The 16,584-nt window shown below is 72.7% G+C and carries 14 protein-coding genes; 10 read left to right on the top strand and 4 right to left on the bottom strand.

Annotation, left to right across the window (positions count from 1 at the left end; genetic code table 11):
* Nucleotides 1-48 precede the first annotated feature (48 nt).
* Entirely contained in the window at nt 49-1,572 is a 1,524-nt protein-coding gene (locus E8D34_RS04255; RefSeq protein WP_136593320.1) for a catalase, read from the top strand.
* Between the two features lie 78 nt (nt 1,573-1,650).
* Here the strand turns inward: E8D34_RS04255 and E8D34_RS04250 are convergent, their stop codons facing one another.
* Nucleotides 1,651-2,541, bottom strand: a complete 891-nt coding sequence (locus E8D34_RS04250; protein WP_136593319.1) for a LysR substrate-binding domain-containing protein — start codon at nt 2,539-2,541, stop codon at nt 1,651-1,653.
* Nucleotides 2,542-2,665: 124 nt separating this feature from the next.
* On the opposite strand from E8D34_RS04250, the gene E8D34_RS04245 reads away from it, so the two are divergent.
* Complete coding sequence (locus E8D34_RS04245; RefSeq protein ID WP_136593318.1) at nt 2,666-4,078, top strand: FAD-binding oxidoreductase; 1,413 nt, start codon at nt 2,666-2,668, stop codon at nt 4,076-4,078.
* A gap of 154 nt (nt 4,079-4,232) precedes the next feature.
* The gene (locus E8D34_RS04240; protein ID WP_136593317.1) at nt 4,233-5,051 is read left to right on the top strand and encodes a maleylpyruvate isomerase N-terminal domain-containing protein; all 819 of its coding nucleotides are present in this window, start codon (nt 4,233-4,235) and stop codon (nt 5,049-5,051) included.
* 89 nt (nt 5,052-5,140) lie between these two features.
* Here E8D34_RS04240 and E8D34_RS04235 read toward each other — a convergent pair whose 3' ends face one another.
* The gene (locus E8D34_RS04235) at nt 5,141-5,941 is read right to left on the bottom strand and encodes a helix-turn-helix domain-containing protein (protein WP_136593316.1); all 801 of its coding nucleotides are present in this window, start codon (nt 5,939-5,941) and stop codon (nt 5,141-5,143) included.
* A 166-nt stretch (nt 5,942-6,107) separates the two neighbouring features.
* On the opposite strand from E8D34_RS04235, the gene E8D34_RS04230 reads away from it, so the two are divergent.
* From E8D34_RS04230 to E8D34_RS04210, 5 genes are read left to right on the top strand one after another with little or no spacing between them, the layout of a single operon-like run.
* The gene (locus E8D34_RS04230) at nt 6,108-7,103 is read left to right on the top strand and encodes an NAD-dependent epimerase/dehydratase family protein (RefSeq protein WP_136593315.1); all 996 of its coding nucleotides are present in this window, start codon (nt 6,108-6,110) and stop codon (nt 7,101-7,103) included.
* The gene (locus E8D34_RS04225) at nt 7,103-8,161 is read left to right on the top strand and encodes a thiamine pyrophosphate-dependent dehydrogenase E1 component subunit alpha (RefSeq protein ID WP_206056548.1); all 1,059 of its coding nucleotides are present in this window, start codon (nt 7,103-7,105) and stop codon (nt 8,159-8,161) included. The genes E8D34_RS04230 and E8D34_RS04225 overlap by 1 nt, the downstream gene beginning before the upstream one ends.
* Complete coding sequence (locus tag E8D34_RS04220; protein ID WP_206056547.1) at nt 8,158-9,198, top strand: transketolase C-terminal domain-containing protein; 1,041 nt, start codon at nt 8,158-8,160, stop codon at nt 9,196-9,198. The genes E8D34_RS04225 and E8D34_RS04220 overlap by 4 nt, the downstream gene beginning before the upstream one ends.
* Before the next feature lie 25 nt (nt 9,199-9,223).
* Nucleotides 9,224-10,639, top strand: coding sequence for an SRPBCC family protein (locus E8D34_RS04215; protein ID WP_136593314.1), 1,416 nt, complete (start codon nt 9,224-9,226; stop codon nt 10,637-10,639).
* A 27-nt stretch (nt 10,640-10,666) separates the two neighbouring features.
* Nucleotides 10,667-12,154, top strand: a complete 1,488-nt coding sequence (locus tag E8D34_RS04210; RefSeq protein WP_136593313.1) for a long-chain fatty acid--CoA ligase — start codon at nt 10,667-10,669, stop codon at nt 12,152-12,154.
* A gap of 125 nt (nt 12,155-12,279) precedes the next feature.
* On the opposite strand, the gene E8D34_RS04205 is transcribed toward E8D34_RS04210, so the two are convergent.
* Nucleotides 12,280-13,266 carry a DUF2332 domain-containing protein gene (locus tag E8D34_RS04205; RefSeq protein WP_136593312.1) on the bottom strand — a complete coding sequence of 329 codons (987 nt, stop codon included), beginning with the start codon at nt 13,264-13,266 and terminating at the stop codon, nt 12,280-12,282.
* Between the two features lie 16 nt (nt 13,267-13,282).
* Nucleotides 13,283-13,786 (bottom strand): PPOX class F420-dependent oxidoreductase, encoded by a 504-nt coding sequence (locus E8D34_RS04200; protein WP_136593311.1) that lies wholly within the window; start codon nt 13,784-13,786, stop codon nt 13,283-13,285.
* 78 nt (nt 13,787-13,864) lie between these two features.
* Here E8D34_RS04200 and E8D34_RS04195 point away from each other — a divergent pair, with 78 nt between their 5' ends.
* Nucleotides 13,865-14,428: a sugar O-acetyltransferase gene (locus tag E8D34_RS04195; RefSeq protein ID WP_136593310.1), complete on the top strand. Its 564-nt coding sequence runs from the start codon at nt 13,865-13,867 to the stop codon at nt 14,426-14,428.
* Nucleotides 14,418-16,574: a DUF4185 domain-containing protein gene (locus E8D34_RS04190; protein ID WP_136593309.1), complete on the top strand. Its 2,157-nt coding sequence runs from the start codon at nt 14,418-14,420 to the stop codon at nt 16,572-16,574. Before E8D34_RS04195 ends, E8D34_RS04190 begins: the two co-directional genes overlap by 11 nt.
* Nucleotides 16,575-16,584: the final 10 nt, after the last annotated feature.

Raw genomic sequence — 16,584 nt, 5'->3', positions numbered from 1 at the left:
CAGATAACGGCCCGGCGGCGCTCCGCGACCGGGCCGGAGGGGAGCACGATGAACGCCGAGAACAGCCACCCGACCACCACGGACGCCGGCGTACCGGTCGCGAGCGACGAGCACTCGCTCTCCGTCGGCCCCGACGGGCCGCTGCTGCTGCAGGACCACTACCTGATCGAGCAGATGGCGCAGTTCAACCGGGAGCGGATCCCCGAGCGCCAGCCGCACGCCAAGGGCGGCGGCGCGTTCGGCGAGTTCGAGGTCACCCAGGACGTCAGCCAGTGGACGCGAGCCGGCCTGTTCCAGCCCGGCCGGAAGACCGAGGTGCTGGCCCGGTTCTCCACCGTGGCCGGCGAGCGGGGCAGCCCGGACACCTGGCGCGACCCGCGCGGCTTCGCGCTGAAGTTCTACACCGACGAGGGCAACTTCGACCTGGTCGGCAACAACACCCCCGTCTTCTTCATCCGGGACCCGATGAAGTTCCAGCACTTCATCCGCTCGCAGAAGCGCCGCGCCGCCAACAACCTGCGCGACCACGACATGCAGTGGGACTTCTGGACGCTGTCGCCGGAGTCGGCCCACCAGGTCACCTGGCTGATGGGGGACCGCGGCATCCCGCGCACGTGGCGGCACATGAACGGCTACTCCAGCCACACCTACTCCTGGATCAACGCCGACGGCGAGATGTTCTGGGTGAAGTACCACTTCAAGACCGACCAGGGCATCGAGTGCTTCACCCAGGACGAGGCCGACCAGATGGCCTCGATCGACACCGACTACCACCAGCGCGACCTCTTCGAGCACATCGAGGCCGAGGAGTTCCCGAGCTGGACGCTGCAGGTCCAGGTGATGCCGTTCGAGGACGCGAAGACCTACCGCTACAACCCGTTCGACCTGACCAAGGTCTGGCCGCACTCGGACTACCCGCTGCACGAGGTCGGCCGACTCACGCTCAACCGCAACGTCACCGACTACCACGCGCAGATGGAGCAGGCCGCGTTCCAGCCGAACAACCTCGTCGCCGGCACCGGCCTCTCCCCGGACAAGATGCTGCTGGCCCGCGGCTTCAGCTATGCCGACGCCCACCGCGCGCGGCTGGGCGTCAACTACCAGCAGATCCCCGTCAACGAGCCGAAGTGCCCGGTCTTCTCCTACTCCAAGGACGGCGCGATGCGGGTCAAGCCCGTCTCGGACCCGGTCTACGCCCCGAACTCCTACGGCGGACCCGTGGCCGACCCGGAGCGCACCGACGACGGCGGACGCTGGTACGCCGACGGGCAGATGGTCCGCACGGCGTACACGCTCCGCGAGGACGACGACGACTGGAGCCAGGCGGGCACGCTGGTCCGCGAGGTGCTCGACGACGACGCCCGCGGCCGGCTGGTCGACAACATCGTGGGGCACCTGCTCAACGGGGTGAGCGAGCCGATCCTGGCGCGGGCCTTCGACTACTGGCGCAACGTCGACAAGGACCTCGGCGACCGGATCGAGTCGGGTGTGCGGGCCAAGCAGGACGAGACGGACCCGAAGGCGGCCGACCAGGGCAACCCCGCCCGGTCCTCGGCGCAGCAGAAGGCCTGACCCTCCACGGCCCGCCGCGGACAGCGAGCCTCGAGACCACTCTGGTGCGGTGGTGTCGAGGCTCGCTTCGCTCGCCCCTCAACCACCGGGGCGCCCGGCGCCGGCGGCGGCCCGGGCCAGTGCCTGCACCGCCGGCGTCGGCCGGTCCCGCGGCCAGGCCAGTGCGAGCGGGGAGCGGGGCGTGTCGGCGAGCGGCACGAACGCCAGCCCGGGGCGCCGGTACTCCTCCGCGAGGCTGGCCGGCACCACGTTCACCCCGCGCCCGAAGGCGATCTCGGAGAGCCACTCCTCGAGCGTCGCGGCCTCGCTGCGGACGGCGGGGCCGTGGCGGCGTACGTCGCGGAAGTACCAGAAGGCGGCGAAGACGGGATCGGTCACGCCGGCCGCCTCCAGCCATGGCTCGGCGGCCAGCCGGGTCCGCGTCACCGAGCCCTCGGCCGCCAGCGGGTGGTCCTCGGCGACGATGGCGAGCAGCGGGTCGGTGGCCAGCTCCAGCAGCGTGAGCCGCTCGGCGCCCGTGAACGGCGGCCGGACCAGCGCGGCGTCGGTGTCGCCGGCGAGCAGGCCCGCGGACGGGTCGTCCCACTCGTACTGGCGCAGCTGGACGGTGACGGTCGGCGCGGCGCGGCCGAACTCCGTCAGCAACCGGCGGGAGGCGCCCGTCAGCGAGAAGGGGAGGAACCCGAGGCGGAGCACCTCCGCGCGTTCCTGGCTGATCCGCTGCGCGGTGCTGCGGACCTCCTCGGCCGCGGCCAGCGCCGACCGCGCGAGCGGCAGCAGCTGGGCGCCGGCCGGGGTCAGCGCGACCCCGGTGCTGGAGCGCTCGAAGAGCGTCACCGCGAGGCTCCGCTCCAGGGCCTTGATCTGCTGGCTCAGCGACGGCGAGGCGATCAGCAGCCGCGCCGCGGCCCGCCCGAAGTGCAGCTCCTCGGCCACCGCGACGAAGTAGCGCAGCTGGCGCAGCTCCATGACCTGCGATGGTAGGCGCCGCCTCCCGGCCGCGAGGGACAAAGTCGTGGATCGCGCCGGCTCCGCGGATCACCGTTGCTGCGAGGCCCGGAACCGCCGGGCACCCCAGCAGGAGGACCCGCAGATGACCAGCACCATCGTCGCCGACGCCGCCCGCGGCGGAGCCCGTGACTTCGACCCACCGATCGCCGACCTCGCCCGCCGGGTGGACGGCCCGGTCCTGACCCCCGGCGACCCCGGGGCCGCCGCCGAGGTGGCCACCTTCAACCTCGCCGTGACCCACGAGCCGGTGGTGACCGTCGGCGCGACCGGCCCGGCCGACGTGGCCGCCGCGGTGACCTGGGCGGTGGCCAACGGCCTGCCCGTCGCGGTCCAGGCCACGGGACACGGGCCGGTGCGAGCGGTCCGCGACGCCGTGCTGGTCACGACGTCGCGGATGGATCATGTCCACATCGACCCGGTACGTCGCCGGGCCCGCGTCGGCGCCGGCGTCCGGTGGGCGCAGGTCAACGAGGCGGCCGCCCGCCACGGCCTGGCCGGCGTCAGCGGCTCCTCGTCCTCGGTGGGCGTGGTCGGCTACAGCCTGGGTGGCGGGCTGGGTCCGCTGAGCCGGGAGTACGGGTTCGGGGCGGACCAGGTGCTGGCCGTCGAGCTGGTCACCGCCGATGGCCGGGTCCGCCGCGTCGACGAGCACACCGAGCCCGAGCTGTTCTGGGCGATCCGGGGCGGGAAGGGCAACTTCGGCGTGGTCACCGAGATCGAGATCGGCCTGGTCCCGGTGGCGACGATCTACGCGGGCGCCGTCTTCTTCGCGGGCGGCTCCGCGCGCGACGTGCTGCACTCGTTCCGCACCTGGGCGCCGACCCTGCCCGACCGCACCAGCACCTCGGTGGCGCTGCTCAACCTGCCGCCGGCGCCGGAGCTGCCGGAGGCCCTGCGGGGCCAGCACGTGGTGATGCTGCGCTTCGCCCACCACGGCGGCGACGTGGAGGGCGCCGAGCTGCTGGCGCCGATGCTGGAGGCGGGGGAGGTGCTGCTCTCGGGGGTCGGCGCGCTGCCGTACACCCAGTCCGACGCGATCCACCAGGACCCGACCGAACCCGCCCCGGTGTGGGAGAAGGGCGCCCTGCTGCGCGAGCTGAGCGCCGAGGCGGTGGACGCTCTGCTCGCGGTGGCGGGCCCCGGGCGCCACCCCGCCCTGGCGATGGTCGAGCTGCGGCTGATGGGCGGTGCGATCGGCCGGTCGCCGCGCGTCCCGAACGCCGTGGCCGGCCGCGAGGGCGCGTACTCGCTGCTCGCGCTCGGCGTGCTCGCGCCGGGCATCGAGGAGGCGGTCCCGGTCGCGTGCGACGCCGTGGTCGCGGCCCTGCGGCCGTGGGCGACCGGCACGGCGCTGCTCAACTGGCTGGGAGCGAGCGCCAGCGCGGCGGAGGTCGCCGCCGCCTGGCGTCCGGACGTGCACCACCGGTTGCTCGCGATGAAGCGATCGCTCGACCCGCGCAACGTGTTCCGGCTCGGGCACGCGCTCGAGGCGTGAGAGTCGGGGCCGGTGGGGCGGTGGGGTGGCGTCGACCGGATGCCACCCCCACCACCCCGGTCATAAGACACTTGACGCTGGAAATACCAGTGATTACTGTCACATGTGATCCGAGGTGCTCCGCCCGGGTCACACCCGTCACCCGGAGGCCGACATGACCCTGACCGCCACGGCGCCGGTCGCGCGCACCGCGACCCCGATCGATCCGACCGAGGCGCTGCGGCGCGAGCGGGCGGAGATGCTGAGCTTCCTCGGTGGACTCGACGCCGCCGACTGGAAGGCTCCCAGTGCGGCCGAGGGGTGGCGGGTCCAGGACGTCGTGGCCCACCTGGGCGCCAGTGTCCACGCGCTCTTCACGCCGACCTCCTTCAAGCTGCTGAACAGCGCGAAGATCGAGCGCACCAACGACGAGCTCGTCGACCGGCGGCGTGGCTGGTCGTACTGGCGGGTCGCGGCCGAGTACGAGACCTGGAGTGCTCGGGCGGCGTGGCTCTCGGGGCTGACCCAGCACCGGCCGCTCGCGAACGTCCCGATGCGGCTCGCCGAGCACGGGAAGTACCCCGGTCGACTGCTGGTCGGCGGGGCGTTGACGTTCGACCACCACATCCACCTGCGTCACGACCTGGCGCCCGCGCTCGGGCGCCCGGTGCCGGGGACCGACGACCTGCGGATGAGGGTGGTGCTGACCTGGATGTTCGCGACGCTCGGCAACGAGCAGGGCCTGCGTCCGGTGGCCGGCTTCGACCGCCCGATCGCCTTCGTGCTCGAGGGCCCCGGCGGCGGCGCGTGGCGCGTCGACCCGGACGGCACGGTGACCGAGGGCACCACCGCCGGGGCCGTCGCGACCGTGGAGGGGGCCGCCCTCGACTTCCCGGTCTGGGGCACCCGCCGGGAGCACTGGCGCGACGGGGACGTGGTGGTCGGTGGCGACCTCGAGCGCGCCGCCGTCGTGCTCGACGCGATCAACCTCTGAGCGGACCGCTCCCTGCCGAGGCCGGCGTCAGCACCGTGCTGACGCCGGCCTCGGGCGTTCCGGGCACCTGAGGGCGCCCGAGGCCGGCGTCAGTCCTGGGCGGGCGCGCGCCCGAGGTCCTCGTCGCTGATCGCGCCGGCCTCCAGGCGGGCGCGGATCTCGTCGGCCCGGCCCATCGCCGCACCGATCTCCTCGGCCATCACGTGAGCGGCGGACTGCCAGGCGACGGCCCGGAACTGCTCGAGGTGGCGGGTGAAGTCCGCGGTGCTGCCCTCGCCCTCGTAGAGCGCACCGGACTCGGCGATCCAGCGCGCCACGAAGAGCTCGGAGAGCTCGCGCAGGCGCGCCCGCATCTGGTCCGCCGACCAGCGGCTCAGGGCGAAGTCCGTGCCGAGCGAGAACATCTCCAGCGCGCCGCGCAGCTGCGGGACGCTGGGCGCGTACCAGACCTTCCTGCCGTCGGGCTGGGTGCGGCGCTCGAGGTACCCGGTGCTCACCAGCGCCGGGACCTGCTCGGGGTAGCAGTCGCCGAGCAGGTCCGCCAGCTCGCCCTCGTCGAGGGTCTGCGCGGAGGTCGCCAGCCACGCGGTCCCGGTCAGCGCCGGGCCGAGCAGGTCGACCACCTCGCTGGCGGGCTCCCCGGACTCGCCCAGCACCTGCCGGATGGTCTGCAGGCGCAGGCCCTGCGACTGCAGCGAGGCGATGGTGCGCAGCCGCTCGAGGTGCCGGTCGCCGTACATCGCCTTGCCGCCGCGCCGCGTGGGCCGGGGGAGCAGTCCCTCGGACTGGTAGTAGCGGATCGTCCGGGCGGCGACGCCGGTGGCGCGCTCGAGCTCGGCGAGGGTCAGGTCCTGGCCCGCTGCGGCGGCGGGCTCCGCGCTGGTGCTCATGGGGCTATCCAATCAGTTGAAGCAGAAAAAGTGTGACGTGCACTGCATTCGCCACTTGACGATGTCACATGACAGTGACTACTGTCACTAGTGAGCGAGGCCACTGGTGATCTTCACTACGCGGTGGCCGACCCCCACCCGGTCCCTTTCTCTGGAGGAATCCGCAATGACCACCACACGTCCCGCACCGGCCGTCCCGAAGTCGGTCTTCATCACCGGCGCCGGCGGCTTCATCGGCCGCACCCTCGCCGCCCGTCTCCGCGAGCTCGGCGCGACCGTGACCGGCGTCGACCTGGTGGCCGACCCCGAGAACGGGATCGTCCAGGGCACCACCACTGACCCCTCGACCTGGGCGCACGCCCTGGAGGGCGTCGAGGCGGTCGTGCACACGGCAGCCATCGTGAGCACCGTCGCCCCGACCGAGGCCGCGTGGGACGTCAACGTGCTCGGCACCAAGAAGGTCATCGACGCGGCGGTCGAGGCCGGCGTGCAGCGCTTCGTGCACCTCAGCTCGATCGCGGCGTACGGCTGGGTCTACCCCGAGTACGTCACCGAGGACTACCCGACCCGGGTCACCGGCGGGCTGAGCACGTACGTCGACACGAAGACCAACTCCGAGCTGGTCGCCCACGCCAACGGGCACCGCGGCATGGACATCGCCATCGTGCGGCCGGCCGACGTCTACGGCCCCGGCTCGGTCTGGGTCCGTGAGCCGCTGGCGATGATCGAGGCGAACCAGATGATCCTGCCCGACGGCGGTCGCGGCACGTTCGACGTGATCTACATCGACAACTTCGTCGACGCGATGGTGCTGCTGCTCGCCGCCGACCGCGAGGCGTTCGCCGGCCAGACCTACAACTTCGGCGAGGAGCTGAAGATCACCACCGGTGAGTACTTCGGCGAGCTCGCCTCCTGGAAGGGCGGCAAGGTCAAGACCGTCCCGATCAAGATCGTCGCCCCCGCGCTCGCGGTGGTCGGCAAGGTCCAGCGCACCCTCGGCATGAAGAGCGAGCTCGGCCCCGCGCTGATGCACATGCTCAACCGCCGCGCGCTGGTCTCCAACGCGAAGGCTCGCGAGGTGCTCGGCTTCACGCCGGTCGTCTCGTACGAGGACGGAATCGCCCGCTCCAAGCAGTGGGCGCTGAACGAGGGACTGATCTGATGGGCAAGAAGATGGACGCCGCGCGCGTGTACCGGATGATGGTGCGCAGCCGCCTGGTCGAGGACGCCATCGTCGAGGCGTGGGCCGAGGGCCTGGTGCCCGGCGAGTACCACGCCGCGATCGGCGAGGAGGGCATCAACGCCGGCATCATCGCCCACCTGACCGAGCACGACACGATGGCGCTGGACCACCGCAACACCGGCCCGTTCATCATGCGCGGCACCGACCCCAAGGCGCTGCTGCTGGAGGTGCTCGGCTCGGACGAGGGCATCAACCGCGGCATGTCCGGCCACATGCACATCTTCGACAAGTCGGTGAAGGCGGGCGCGGACGGCATCGTCGGCTCCGGCGGCCCGCTCGCCGTCGGTCAGGCCTACGCCCACACCCGGCTGCACCCCGGCAGCGTCGCGATCACCTTCCACGGTGAGGCGACCATGAACCAGGGCCTGCTGATGGAGTCCTACAACATGGCGGTGGCCTGGAACCTCCCGGTCATCTTCGTCTGCAAGGACAACAAGTGGGGGATCACCACCTACTCCAAGGACGTCACCGGCGGTGACCCGATCTCGCGCGCCAAGGGCTTCGGCCTGCACGTGGAGACCGCGGCCGGCCACAAGGTCCAGGACGTGTACGCCGCCGCCGGCCGCCTCGTCGAGCGCGCCCGGGCCGGCAAGGGGCCGGGCTTCCTCTACCTGACCTGCCACCGGCCCAACGGCCACTTCGAGGGTGACCCCCTGGTCGGGCTGCTGCGCAACCCGAAGAAGCAGCTCAGCGTGTGGGTGCCCGAGCTCCAGGGCGGCCTGGCCGCCGAGGGCGGCAGCGTCGCCGACAAGGCCAAGGCGATGGCGGGGGTCGGCGTCCGTGCCGGCCGCTACACCCGCGACGTCGCGCTGACCCTGCGCAAGGACCCGGTGCGCCGCGCGCGCTCGCTGGTCAGCGCCAGCGTCGCCACCAAGATCGAAGACCAGGAGCGAGCCGAGATCCAGGCCGCGATGGACGAGGCGCGGGAGCGCGTCGGCCAGCGCGTCGGGTTCGGCGTCAAGGGAGGAACCCGATGAGCACCCTCGTGAACAACATCGCCACCACCGCCATGCGCTACGACGAGGCCGTCGACCACGCGCTCGGCCAGGCCATGGCCGAGGACCCGACCGTGGTCACCTACGGCGAGGACGTCCAGATCCTGCGTCGGGTCCTGCACAGCCGCTTCGGCGGCGACCGGGTCAAGGACACCCCGATCTCGGAGTCGGCCTTCATGTACGCCGGTGTCGGCGCCGCGATGGCGGGCCTGCGCCCGGTCGTCGAGCTCTACATGATCGACTTCGCGACCGTCGGCTGGTCCGCGATCCTCAACGCCGGCTCGAAGTTCAAGGACTTCTCCGCCGGTGAGTGGAAGGTGCCGATGGTGCTCCGCGCCGGCGTCGGCGGCTGGTACTCCGACGGCGGCGAGCACGCGCAGACCCTCTGGGGCTCGCTGGCGTCGTACCCCTCGGTCGAGGTGGTCGTCCCCTCGACCCCGGCCGACGCCGCCGGCCTGATGCTGAGCGCCGTCCAGAGCGACGAGTTCACCGTCTTCCTCACGCCCAAGCTGCTCGACCAGCAGATCCTGGACTACCTGGCCGGCGACCAGCGCGACACGCTCGACCTGAGCCACGTCCAGCCGGCCGCCGGCGTCCGTGGCGAGGTCCCCACCCGGGTCGAGCCGATCCCGTTCGGCCAGGCCGCGCTGCGCCGCGACGGCGGCGACGTCACCCTGGTGTCGGTCGGCACCGGCGTGCACCGCTGCCTCGAGGCGGCCGACAGGCTCGCCGCGGACGGCATCGAGGCCTCCGTCCTCGACCTGCGCACCCTCGCCCCGCTCGACAAGGAGGCGATCGTCGAGCACGTGGCGCGCACCGGCCGCGTCGTCGTCGCCGACGAGGACTACGTCCGCGGCGGCCTGACCGGCGAGATCGCCGCGCTGCTGTTGGAGTCCGACACCCAGGCCCGTTACGCCCGGGTCGCCGTGGAGCAGACGATCCCGTTCGCCCCGCACCTGGAGTACGCCGCCCTGCCCAACGCCGAGCGCATCGCCGCTGCGGCCAAGTCCCTCTCCTGAACCGCTCACGAAGTGGAGCACTGACATGACCACCACCGACACCAGCCACCCGCTGGTCCAGATCGCGCTGAGCGTCCACGACGTCCAGCACACCCAGCGTTGGTACGCCGACGTGTTCGGGCTGACCGAGTCCGGCGGTACCCACGCCTTCATCCCGCTGCTGGGCTCCGAGGACGTCCAGGGCGTCCCCGGCGCCACCAGCATCTGCTGGTGGATGCTGGACGGCAAGCCGGGCTTCCAGATGGAGTTCTTCGAGTTCTCCAAGCCCGAGCCGAAGCCGGTCCCCGAGGACTGGACCCCGGCCGACATCGGCTACACCACGGTCGGCTTCCACGTCGCGGACTTCGACGCCACGCTGGAGCGCCTCGCCCGCCGCCACACCCCGCTGCTCACCGCCCCGGTGGGTGAGCCCGGTGCCCGGCGCGTCTGCGTGAAGGACCCCAACGGCGTGCTGCTCGAGCTGCTCGAGGCCGACCTCGTGCGCCCCGGCATGGCGCGGCGTCCCGCCACGCCCGCCGTCGCCCGGTTCGTCACCCTGTCGGTCCCGGACCTGGCGCTCGCCCGCCAGACCTGGGTCGAGGTCATGGGCCTGCCCGAGGTGGCGGACCCGATCCACGAGCCCGAGCACGAGGCCCTGTGGGGCCTGGAGGACGCCAAGCGCGACTCGTTCGTGGTCCGCGCCGGCGACGCGTTGATCGAGGTCGTGCAGTACCTCGACCCGGCCGGGAAGCCGTGGCCCGAGGGCTACCACATCAGCGACATCGGCATCCTCAACATCGCGCTGGGCACCGACACCCGCGAGGAGCTCGACGCCCTGGTGGAGAAGGGCCGCGACTTCGGGATCACCCCGAACTCGACCAAGGAGACCATCGTCTCCAAGTGGTGGTACGCCTCCTACGTCAACGACCCGATGGGCTTCTCCATCGAGCTGCTCTTCCACGGCAGCAAGGGCAAGCGCCGGCCGGTCGACCCGCTCGGCCTCCTGGAGCTCGGTTTCACCGCGAAGAGGCCGCCGGTGAAGCGGGCGCAGGCCGTCGCCACCTCCACGGCGACTCCCGAGCAGGTGTGGGCGGTGCTCGCCGACCACGAGGGCATGGCGGACTGGGCACCGTTCAAGAAGGTGTCGATCCTGGACGCGGGCGACCAGCGTGGCGTGGGCGTCGTCCGCCGCCTCAGCGGCGGACCGGCGGGCATGGCGCTCACTGAGACGGTGGTCACCGTCGAGGCGCCGTACCGCTTGGAGTACCGTGCGAAGGGTGTGCCGGGCCAGAACCGGTATCACGGGTTCGTCACGGTCGAGCCCGGAGCTGCCGGCGGCAGCACCATCACCTGGGAGGCGCAGTACCGCAGCCTCCTCCCGGGGTCGGTGCCGATCACCGGCGCGATGCTCCGCAAGCTCACCGACTCGCTCGCCCGCGCGGCCGAGCGCCCCCAGCACTGACGGCAACCGGACTCAAGGAAGACAAGCATGAACATCGCAGAGAACCTCACCGCCACCGCGGCGAAGCACCCCGACGTGGTCGCCGTCAAGCTGGACGACGTCGAGCTGACCTACGCACAGCTGGCCGGCGTGGCCGCCAAGGCCGCCGGGTGGGTCCGCGAGCTGGGCGTGGAGCCGGGCGACCGGGTGGCCGTGTCGCTGCCGAACATCCCGCACATGCCGATCATCTACTACGGCATCCTCATGGCCGGCGGCGTCGTCGTGCCGACCAACCCGCTCTACAAGTCCCGCGAGTTCGCGCACGTGCTGCGCGACAGCGGCGCCAAGGCGATCTTCGCCTGGAACGGCGTCGGCGAGGAGGCCAGCAAGGGTGCCGCCGAGGCGGGCGCGACGTACGTCGAGGTCGACCCGGCCACCTTCACCGAGCAGCTGCTGGGCCACGAGGCGATCGAGCTGGTCAGCCGCCAGCCCGACGACACCGCGGTGATCCTCTACACCTCGGGCACCACCGGCTCGCCCAAGGGCGCCGAGCTGACCCACCACAACATGATCAGCAACGCCGAGGTCTGCTCGCGCGACGACCTGATCGGCGTCACCGTGGGCGACGTGGTCTTCGGCGGTCTGCCGCTGTTCCACGTCTTCGGCCAGACCTGCATGATGAACGTCGCGGTCCTGACCGGTGCCACCCTCACCCTGCTGCCGCGCTTCGACCCGACCAAGGCGCTCGAGGTCATCGCCCGCGACAAGGTCACCGTGATGGGCGGCGTGCCGACCATGTACGTCGCGCTCGCCCAGGCGCCCAACCACGCCGACTTCGACACCTCCAGCCTGCGCCGCTGCGTCTCCGGCGGTGCCGCGCTGCCGGTCGAGGTGCTCAAGGCGTTCGAGGACGTCTACGACGCCCCGATCCTCGAGGGCTACGGCCTCTCCGAGACCTCCCCGGTCGCCTCGTTCAACCACGGCGACCGCGAGCGCAAGGCCGGCTCGATCGGCCAGCCGATCAGCGGCGTGTCGATGAAGCTGATCGACGCGGAGTGGAACGAGGTCCCCGAGGGCGAGATCGGCGAGATCGCGATCTCGGGCCCGAACGTGATGAAGGGCTACTTCGGCAACCCCGACGCCACCGCGAACTCGATCCACGACGGCTGGTTCCGCACCGGCGACCTCGCCAAGCGCGACGACGAGGGCTACTACTACATCGTCGACCGGGCCAAGGACATGATCATCCGCGGCGGTTACAACGTGTACCCCCGCGAGATCGAGGAGGTGCTCTACGAGCACCCGGCCGTCGCCTCGGCCGCGGTCGTCGGCGTGCCGCACGAGACCCACGGCGAGGAGGTCGCCGCGGTGATCACCCTCAAGCCGGGCCACGAGGTCACCGAGGACGAGATCCGCGAGTACGCCAAGACCAAGGTCGCGGCGTACAAGTACCCGCGGATCATCCGCTTCGTCGAGGCTCTGCCGCTCGGCCCGACCGGCAAGATCCTCAAGCGGGAGATCAAGATCGAGGACTGACCTCGGCCGGGAGCGATCCCGGACCCGCGCAGCGAGGGGGCACCGTGAGGTGCCCCCTCGTTCGTCTTCCCGAGCGTCGGCCGCGTCGGCCGCGTCGGCCGCCGACAGCCCGCCGGTACCGCGGGTCAGGCGGTCCAGGTCAGGCTGCGCCCGTGGCCGTGTGTGCGGGCCACCATCCGGCCGTCCACGCCGAGCACGAACGTCGGGTGGTCCGAGGCGATCGGCGGGCCGGTCAGGGTCACCGACGGCAGCACCTGCTTGCCCTCGTTGCTCACCCAGTGGCAGGCCCCGTCGGCGACCAGTCCGCGGATCAGCGCGTCGAACCGCACGCGGTCCTCCGGCTCCAGGTAGGCGATCACCGCGCTGTGGAAGACGACCACGGTCCCGTACGCCGACGCCTCCTCGACCAGGTCCGGCAGTCCGGTCAGCAGGTTGCCCGCCCGGATCGCCGGTGGGTCGGCGCGGGCCAGCTCGATGCCGTGCCGCAACCGTCGGCGCCGCTCCTCCTGCTCGGGCCAGACCAGGGTGGTCAGCCAGGCCATCGCGTCGTGGTCGGTGACGTCGAGGGGATTGAGGTCGATACCGCCGCGGAACGCGACCTCGGGCAGCCCGGTCGGCAACGGTGCCGGGCCCGAGACCCGGCACGGCAGGCGGGGCTCCGGGCCCAGCGTGACGGTGCGCCCCGCGGCGCTCCCGGCGAGCTCCCAGGCGTAGCCCCACCGGTCGGGGTAGAGGCACAGCCCCGCGGAGGCGCCGACCTCGACCAGCGCCAGCGGCCCCGGGAAGCCGGCGATGGCCGGGAGCAGGGTGGCCAGCCGCCCGACCTCGTTGGTCTGCGTGGCCCGGGTCAGGATCGTCGTGCGGACGCGGCCGTCGTCGTTGAGCAGCGCGTCCCGCAGGCCGTCGTACGGGCCCGGCGCGGGGACGCCGTGCCACCGCGCGGCGGCGAAGACCAGGTTGGGCTGCTGCTTGATCGGGGGCAGCGTGCCGATCCAGGCGATGAGCTCCTCGTCCTCGGCCACCGCCAGCGCCCACGCCCGGAGGGTGGGTGAGTCACCCGCGTAGGCGGCGAAGTCCCGGTAGGAGGCGGCGACCTCGAGGTAGGGCTCCACGGGTCGGGCCCCGGCCTCAGGCCTCGCTCGCGGGGGCCGTGGTGCCGCCCAGCGGCATCGGCGGCAGGCCGAGCTTGCGGTGGTCCCACGACCGGGTCCGCTCGGCGTCGAACCGGACGGCGACGCGCTTGTTCAGCATCATCTCCACGAGCGGGCGCGCCTCCTCGGTGTAGGGGCCCGTGTAGCGCTCCCACACGCTGACCCCGACGGCCCACAGGGCGTCCGGGTCGTCGACCACGGTGCAGGTGCCCTCGAAGGAGACCCCGCGCAGGGTGTCGTAGGTGAGGCCGTCCTCCAGCAGCACCGTGGCTCGGGGGTCCCGGCCCAGGTTGACCGCCTTCTGCGCCTTCGCCTTGGTCTCGAACCAGATCACGCCGTCGATCAGCGCGAACCACATCGCCACCGCGTGCGGCTGGCCGGTGGGGCCGACGGTGACCAGGGTCGCGGTGCGCTTGCCGGCGACGAACGCCGTCACCTCGTCGGGAGTCATCGCGACCTGGGAGCGCTGGTTGGTGCCCATGGCGCCCGAACCTAGCGCACGGATCTCGAGTGGGGAGGCGAGCGGCGACCGTTGGGGCCGACACCCTAGGTTGATGCCATGGCGGACCAGCGGAGCATGCGGGAACGGATGCTCGCCGGCGACCTCTACCGCGCCGAGGGCCCGGAGATCGTCGCCGACCTGGCGCGCGCCCAGCGTCTGACGCACCGGATCAACGGCGCCGACCCCACCGACCGGACGACGGTGCGTGCGCTCTTCGCCGAGCTGCTGGGGGAGTACGGCGCCGACGCCGAGATCCGCCCGCCGTTCCACTGCGACTACGGGCACCAGATCCGGTTCGGGGCCCGCTCCTTCGCGAACTTCGGGCTGGTGGTCCTCGACGTCGCGCGGGTCGTGATCGGCGAGGACGTCCAGATCGGCCCGAACGTCCAGCTGCTGACGGCCACGCACCCGGTCGAGCCGCAGCCGCGCCGCGAGAAATGGGAGTCGGCGCTGCCGATCACGATCGGCGACAACGTCTGGCTCGGCGGCGGCACGATCGTCTGCCCCGGGGTGACGATCGGCGCCGACACCGTGGTCGGCGCCGGGTCCGTGGTGACCCGGAGCCTGCCGCCCCGGGTCGTCGCGGTCGGCTCGCCGGCCCGGGTGGTCCGTGAGATCTAGGACGGCGCGGATCGCCGCGTTGGCGGTCCTGGCGCTGCTCGGCGTGGCCTGGCTGATCCCGGCGGTGCTGCACGGTCGCGGCGCGGACCTGCGGGAGGCGCCGGTGCTGCTGGTCGGTCCCGACGTGGTCGCCCAGCCGTTGGCGGTGGCTGCCGGCAGCCTGCCCGGCCGGCCGCTGGACGTCGGGGTCGCCGCCACCGAGGCGGACGCCCGGGCGGCGGTCTCCGGCGGCGACGTCGTCGGTGCCCTGGTGCTGGACCTGCGCGCCACCCAGGACGACGTGCTGGTGCGCGACGGCCTGCACCCGCAGGTCCGGGCCCGGGCGGTCGCCGGGGCGCGGGCCGTCGAGGCGCGCTACGGCCGCAGCATCGAGGTGAGCGAGGTGCCCGGCCGCGCGGTGCCCGACGGCGCCGCCCTGACCGCCGCCGCGGCCGCCGTCGCGGCGGCGTACCTGCTGGTGGCGGTGATGTCGATGCTCTGGGGGCCGGTCCCGCGCACGCTGCTCCGCGGTCTGGTCCGGATCGCCGCGGTGGGCGTGCTGGCCGGCCTCGTCGCGGCGGTCGCGCTGGTGGCGCCCGACCTGCGACCGCCGACCGACGCCGACCGGGCGCCGGTCGCGGCGGCGGCGCTGCTCGCGTTGCTCGCGTTCGGCGCCGGCCTCGCCACGCTCGCCTGGGAGGCGCTGCTGCGACTGCACGGCCTCGCGCTGGCCGGGCTGCTGCTGATGGTGCTCCCCGCCCCGCTGCTGATCGCCGGGCACGAGGCGCTCCTCGGTCCGGTCGCCGCGGCCGTGGTGCGGCAGACGGGCATCGGCGCGGCGACCGCCGCCCTGGCCGGGCTCTCCTCGGCCGAGGACCACGCGCTGCTGGTGCCGCTGGTGATCCTGGTCGGCAACGTCGTGCTGGCGCTGGCGGTGCTGGTCCTGTGCCGCGCCGCCGCGATCCGGGACGCCGCGGCCGGGCGGGAGCCCGAGGTCGCGCGCGGCACCGCGCCCGCCCAGTGGCGGTTCCGGGTGCTGGTCGGCCTCGTCGCCGTGCTCGCGGTGGCGACCCCGGTGCTGATGCTCACGCCGACCGCGGACCCCACGCCGATGGGCATGGCCAGCCTCGCCGCCAGCACGACCTGTGCCGAGACCGGGCGCCTGGAGACCACGGAGGATCTCAATCGGCTGACCTCGCTCCGCGACTCACCGGAGTTCCAGGGAGGCGACGTCGGCGCCGAGATCATGCTCCAGGACGGGCGCACCGTGTGGATGTTCGGCGACACCCTGCGCCAGGCCGGAGCCGGCACGATGCTCGTGCGCAACTCGATGCTGGTGGTGGGGGAGGACTGCCTCCAGGTCGTGCTGCCCGAGGGCGGTGGCGCGGTGATCCCCGACCGGGGCGAGGTCGGCTACTGGCCGATGTCGCTGACCGCGACCTCCTACCCCGGCTACGACCTGGTCACGGTCTTCGCGCAGCGGGTCCGGACGACCGGGACCGGCCCCTTCGGCTTCGCGAACGTCGGCCCCGCGGTGGCGACGTACCTGGTCCCGGTCGGCGGGACGCCGCAGCTCCTCGAGGTCCGCGACCTGGGCGTCGACGACCCGGACACCACCCGGCCGATGTGGGGTGCGGCCAGCGTGGTCGACGGCGGCTGGCTCTACGCCTACGGCACCGCGCGACCGCCGGACCCCGAGCTCGGCACGGGCTTCTCGCTGCATGTGGCGAGGGTGCGCCCCGAGGATGTCGGCGACCTGCAGCGCTGGCGCTACTGGGACGGCGCGGGGTGGACGCGAGCGGCCGACGATGCCGCCACCCTGATCGGCTCCGAGGACGGCGTCTCCCAGACGCTCAGCGTCTTCGAGCGGGACGGCACGTGGTACGCCTTCAGCAAGCGGGACGAGGTCTTCGGTTCCGACCTGGTGTTCTGGACCTCGCCGTCGCCGACCGGCCCGTTCACCGCCCAGCCCGCGGTGGCCGAGCTGCCCTCGGACGCCGCGACCGGACAGCTGCGGTACATGCCGTTGGCCCACCCCGAGCTGCTCCCGGAGCCGGGGTCGGTGCTCGTCTCCTACAGCCGCAACAGCACCGACCTCGGCGAGGTGATGCGCGACCCGCTGCTCTACCGCCCGAGGTTCCTGCGGGTGCCGCTGCCCCAGCCCTGAGCCGGCGCTG

The sequence above is a fragment of the Nocardioides sp. GY 10113 genome (assembly GCF_004919105.1).
In the GTDB taxonomy this organism is placed as follows: domain Bacteria; phylum Actinomycetota; class Actinomycetes; order Propionibacteriales; family Nocardioidaceae; genus Nocardioides.
Note: the sequence above shows the minus strand (reverse complement) of the source record. Positions and strands in the feature narration are given on the sequence as shown.

What these genes read in the sequence shown, in the direction of transcription:
- E8D34_RS04230 (WP_136593315.1), top strand. Translation starts at nt 6,108, where the DNA reads ATGACCACCACACGTCCCGCACCGGCCGTCCCGAAGTCGGTCTTCATC.
- E8D34_RS04255 (WP_136593320.1), top strand. Translation starts at nt 49, where the DNA reads ATGAACGCCGAGAACAGCCACCCGACCACCACGGACGCCGGCGTACCG.
- E8D34_RS04225 (WP_206056548.1), top strand. Translation starts at nt 7,103, where the DNA reads ATGGGCAAGAAGATGGACGCCGCGCGCGTGTACCGGATGATGGTGCGC.
- E8D34_RS04220 (WP_206056547.1), top strand. Translation starts at nt 8,158, where the DNA reads ATGAGCACCCTCGTGAACAACATCGCCACCACCGCCATGCGCTACGAC.
- E8D34_RS04215 (WP_136593314.1), top strand. Translation starts at nt 9,224, where the DNA reads ATGACCACCACCGACACCAGCCACCCGCTGGTCCAGATCGCGCTGAGC.
- E8D34_RS04245 (WP_136593318.1), top strand. Translation starts at nt 2,666, where the DNA reads ATGACCAGCACCATCGTCGCCGACGCCGCCCGCGGCGGAGCCCGTGAC.
- E8D34_RS04240 (WP_136593317.1), top strand. Translation starts at nt 4,233, where the DNA reads ATGACCCTGACCGCCACGGCGCCGGTCGCGCGCACCGCGACCCCGATC.
- E8D34_RS04200 (WP_136593311.1), bottom strand. Translation starts at nt 13,786, where the DNA reads ATGGGCACCAACCAGCGCTCCCAGGTCGCGATGACTCCCGACGAGGTG.
- E8D34_RS04250 (WP_136593319.1), bottom strand. Translation starts at nt 2,541, where the DNA reads ATGGAGCTGCGCCAGCTGCGCTACTTCGTCGCGGTGGCCGAGGAGCTG.
- E8D34_RS04195 (WP_136593310.1), top strand. Translation starts at nt 13,865, where the DNA reads ATGGCGGACCAGCGGAGCATGCGGGAACGGATGCTCGCCGGCGACCTC.
- E8D34_RS04210 (WP_136593313.1), top strand. Translation starts at nt 10,667, where the DNA reads ATGAACATCGCAGAGAACCTCACCGCCACCGCGGCGAAGCACCCCGAC.
- E8D34_RS04235 (WP_136593316.1), bottom strand. Translation starts at nt 5,941, where the DNA reads ATGAGCACCAGCGCGGAGCCCGCCGCCGCAGCGGGCCAGGACCTGACC.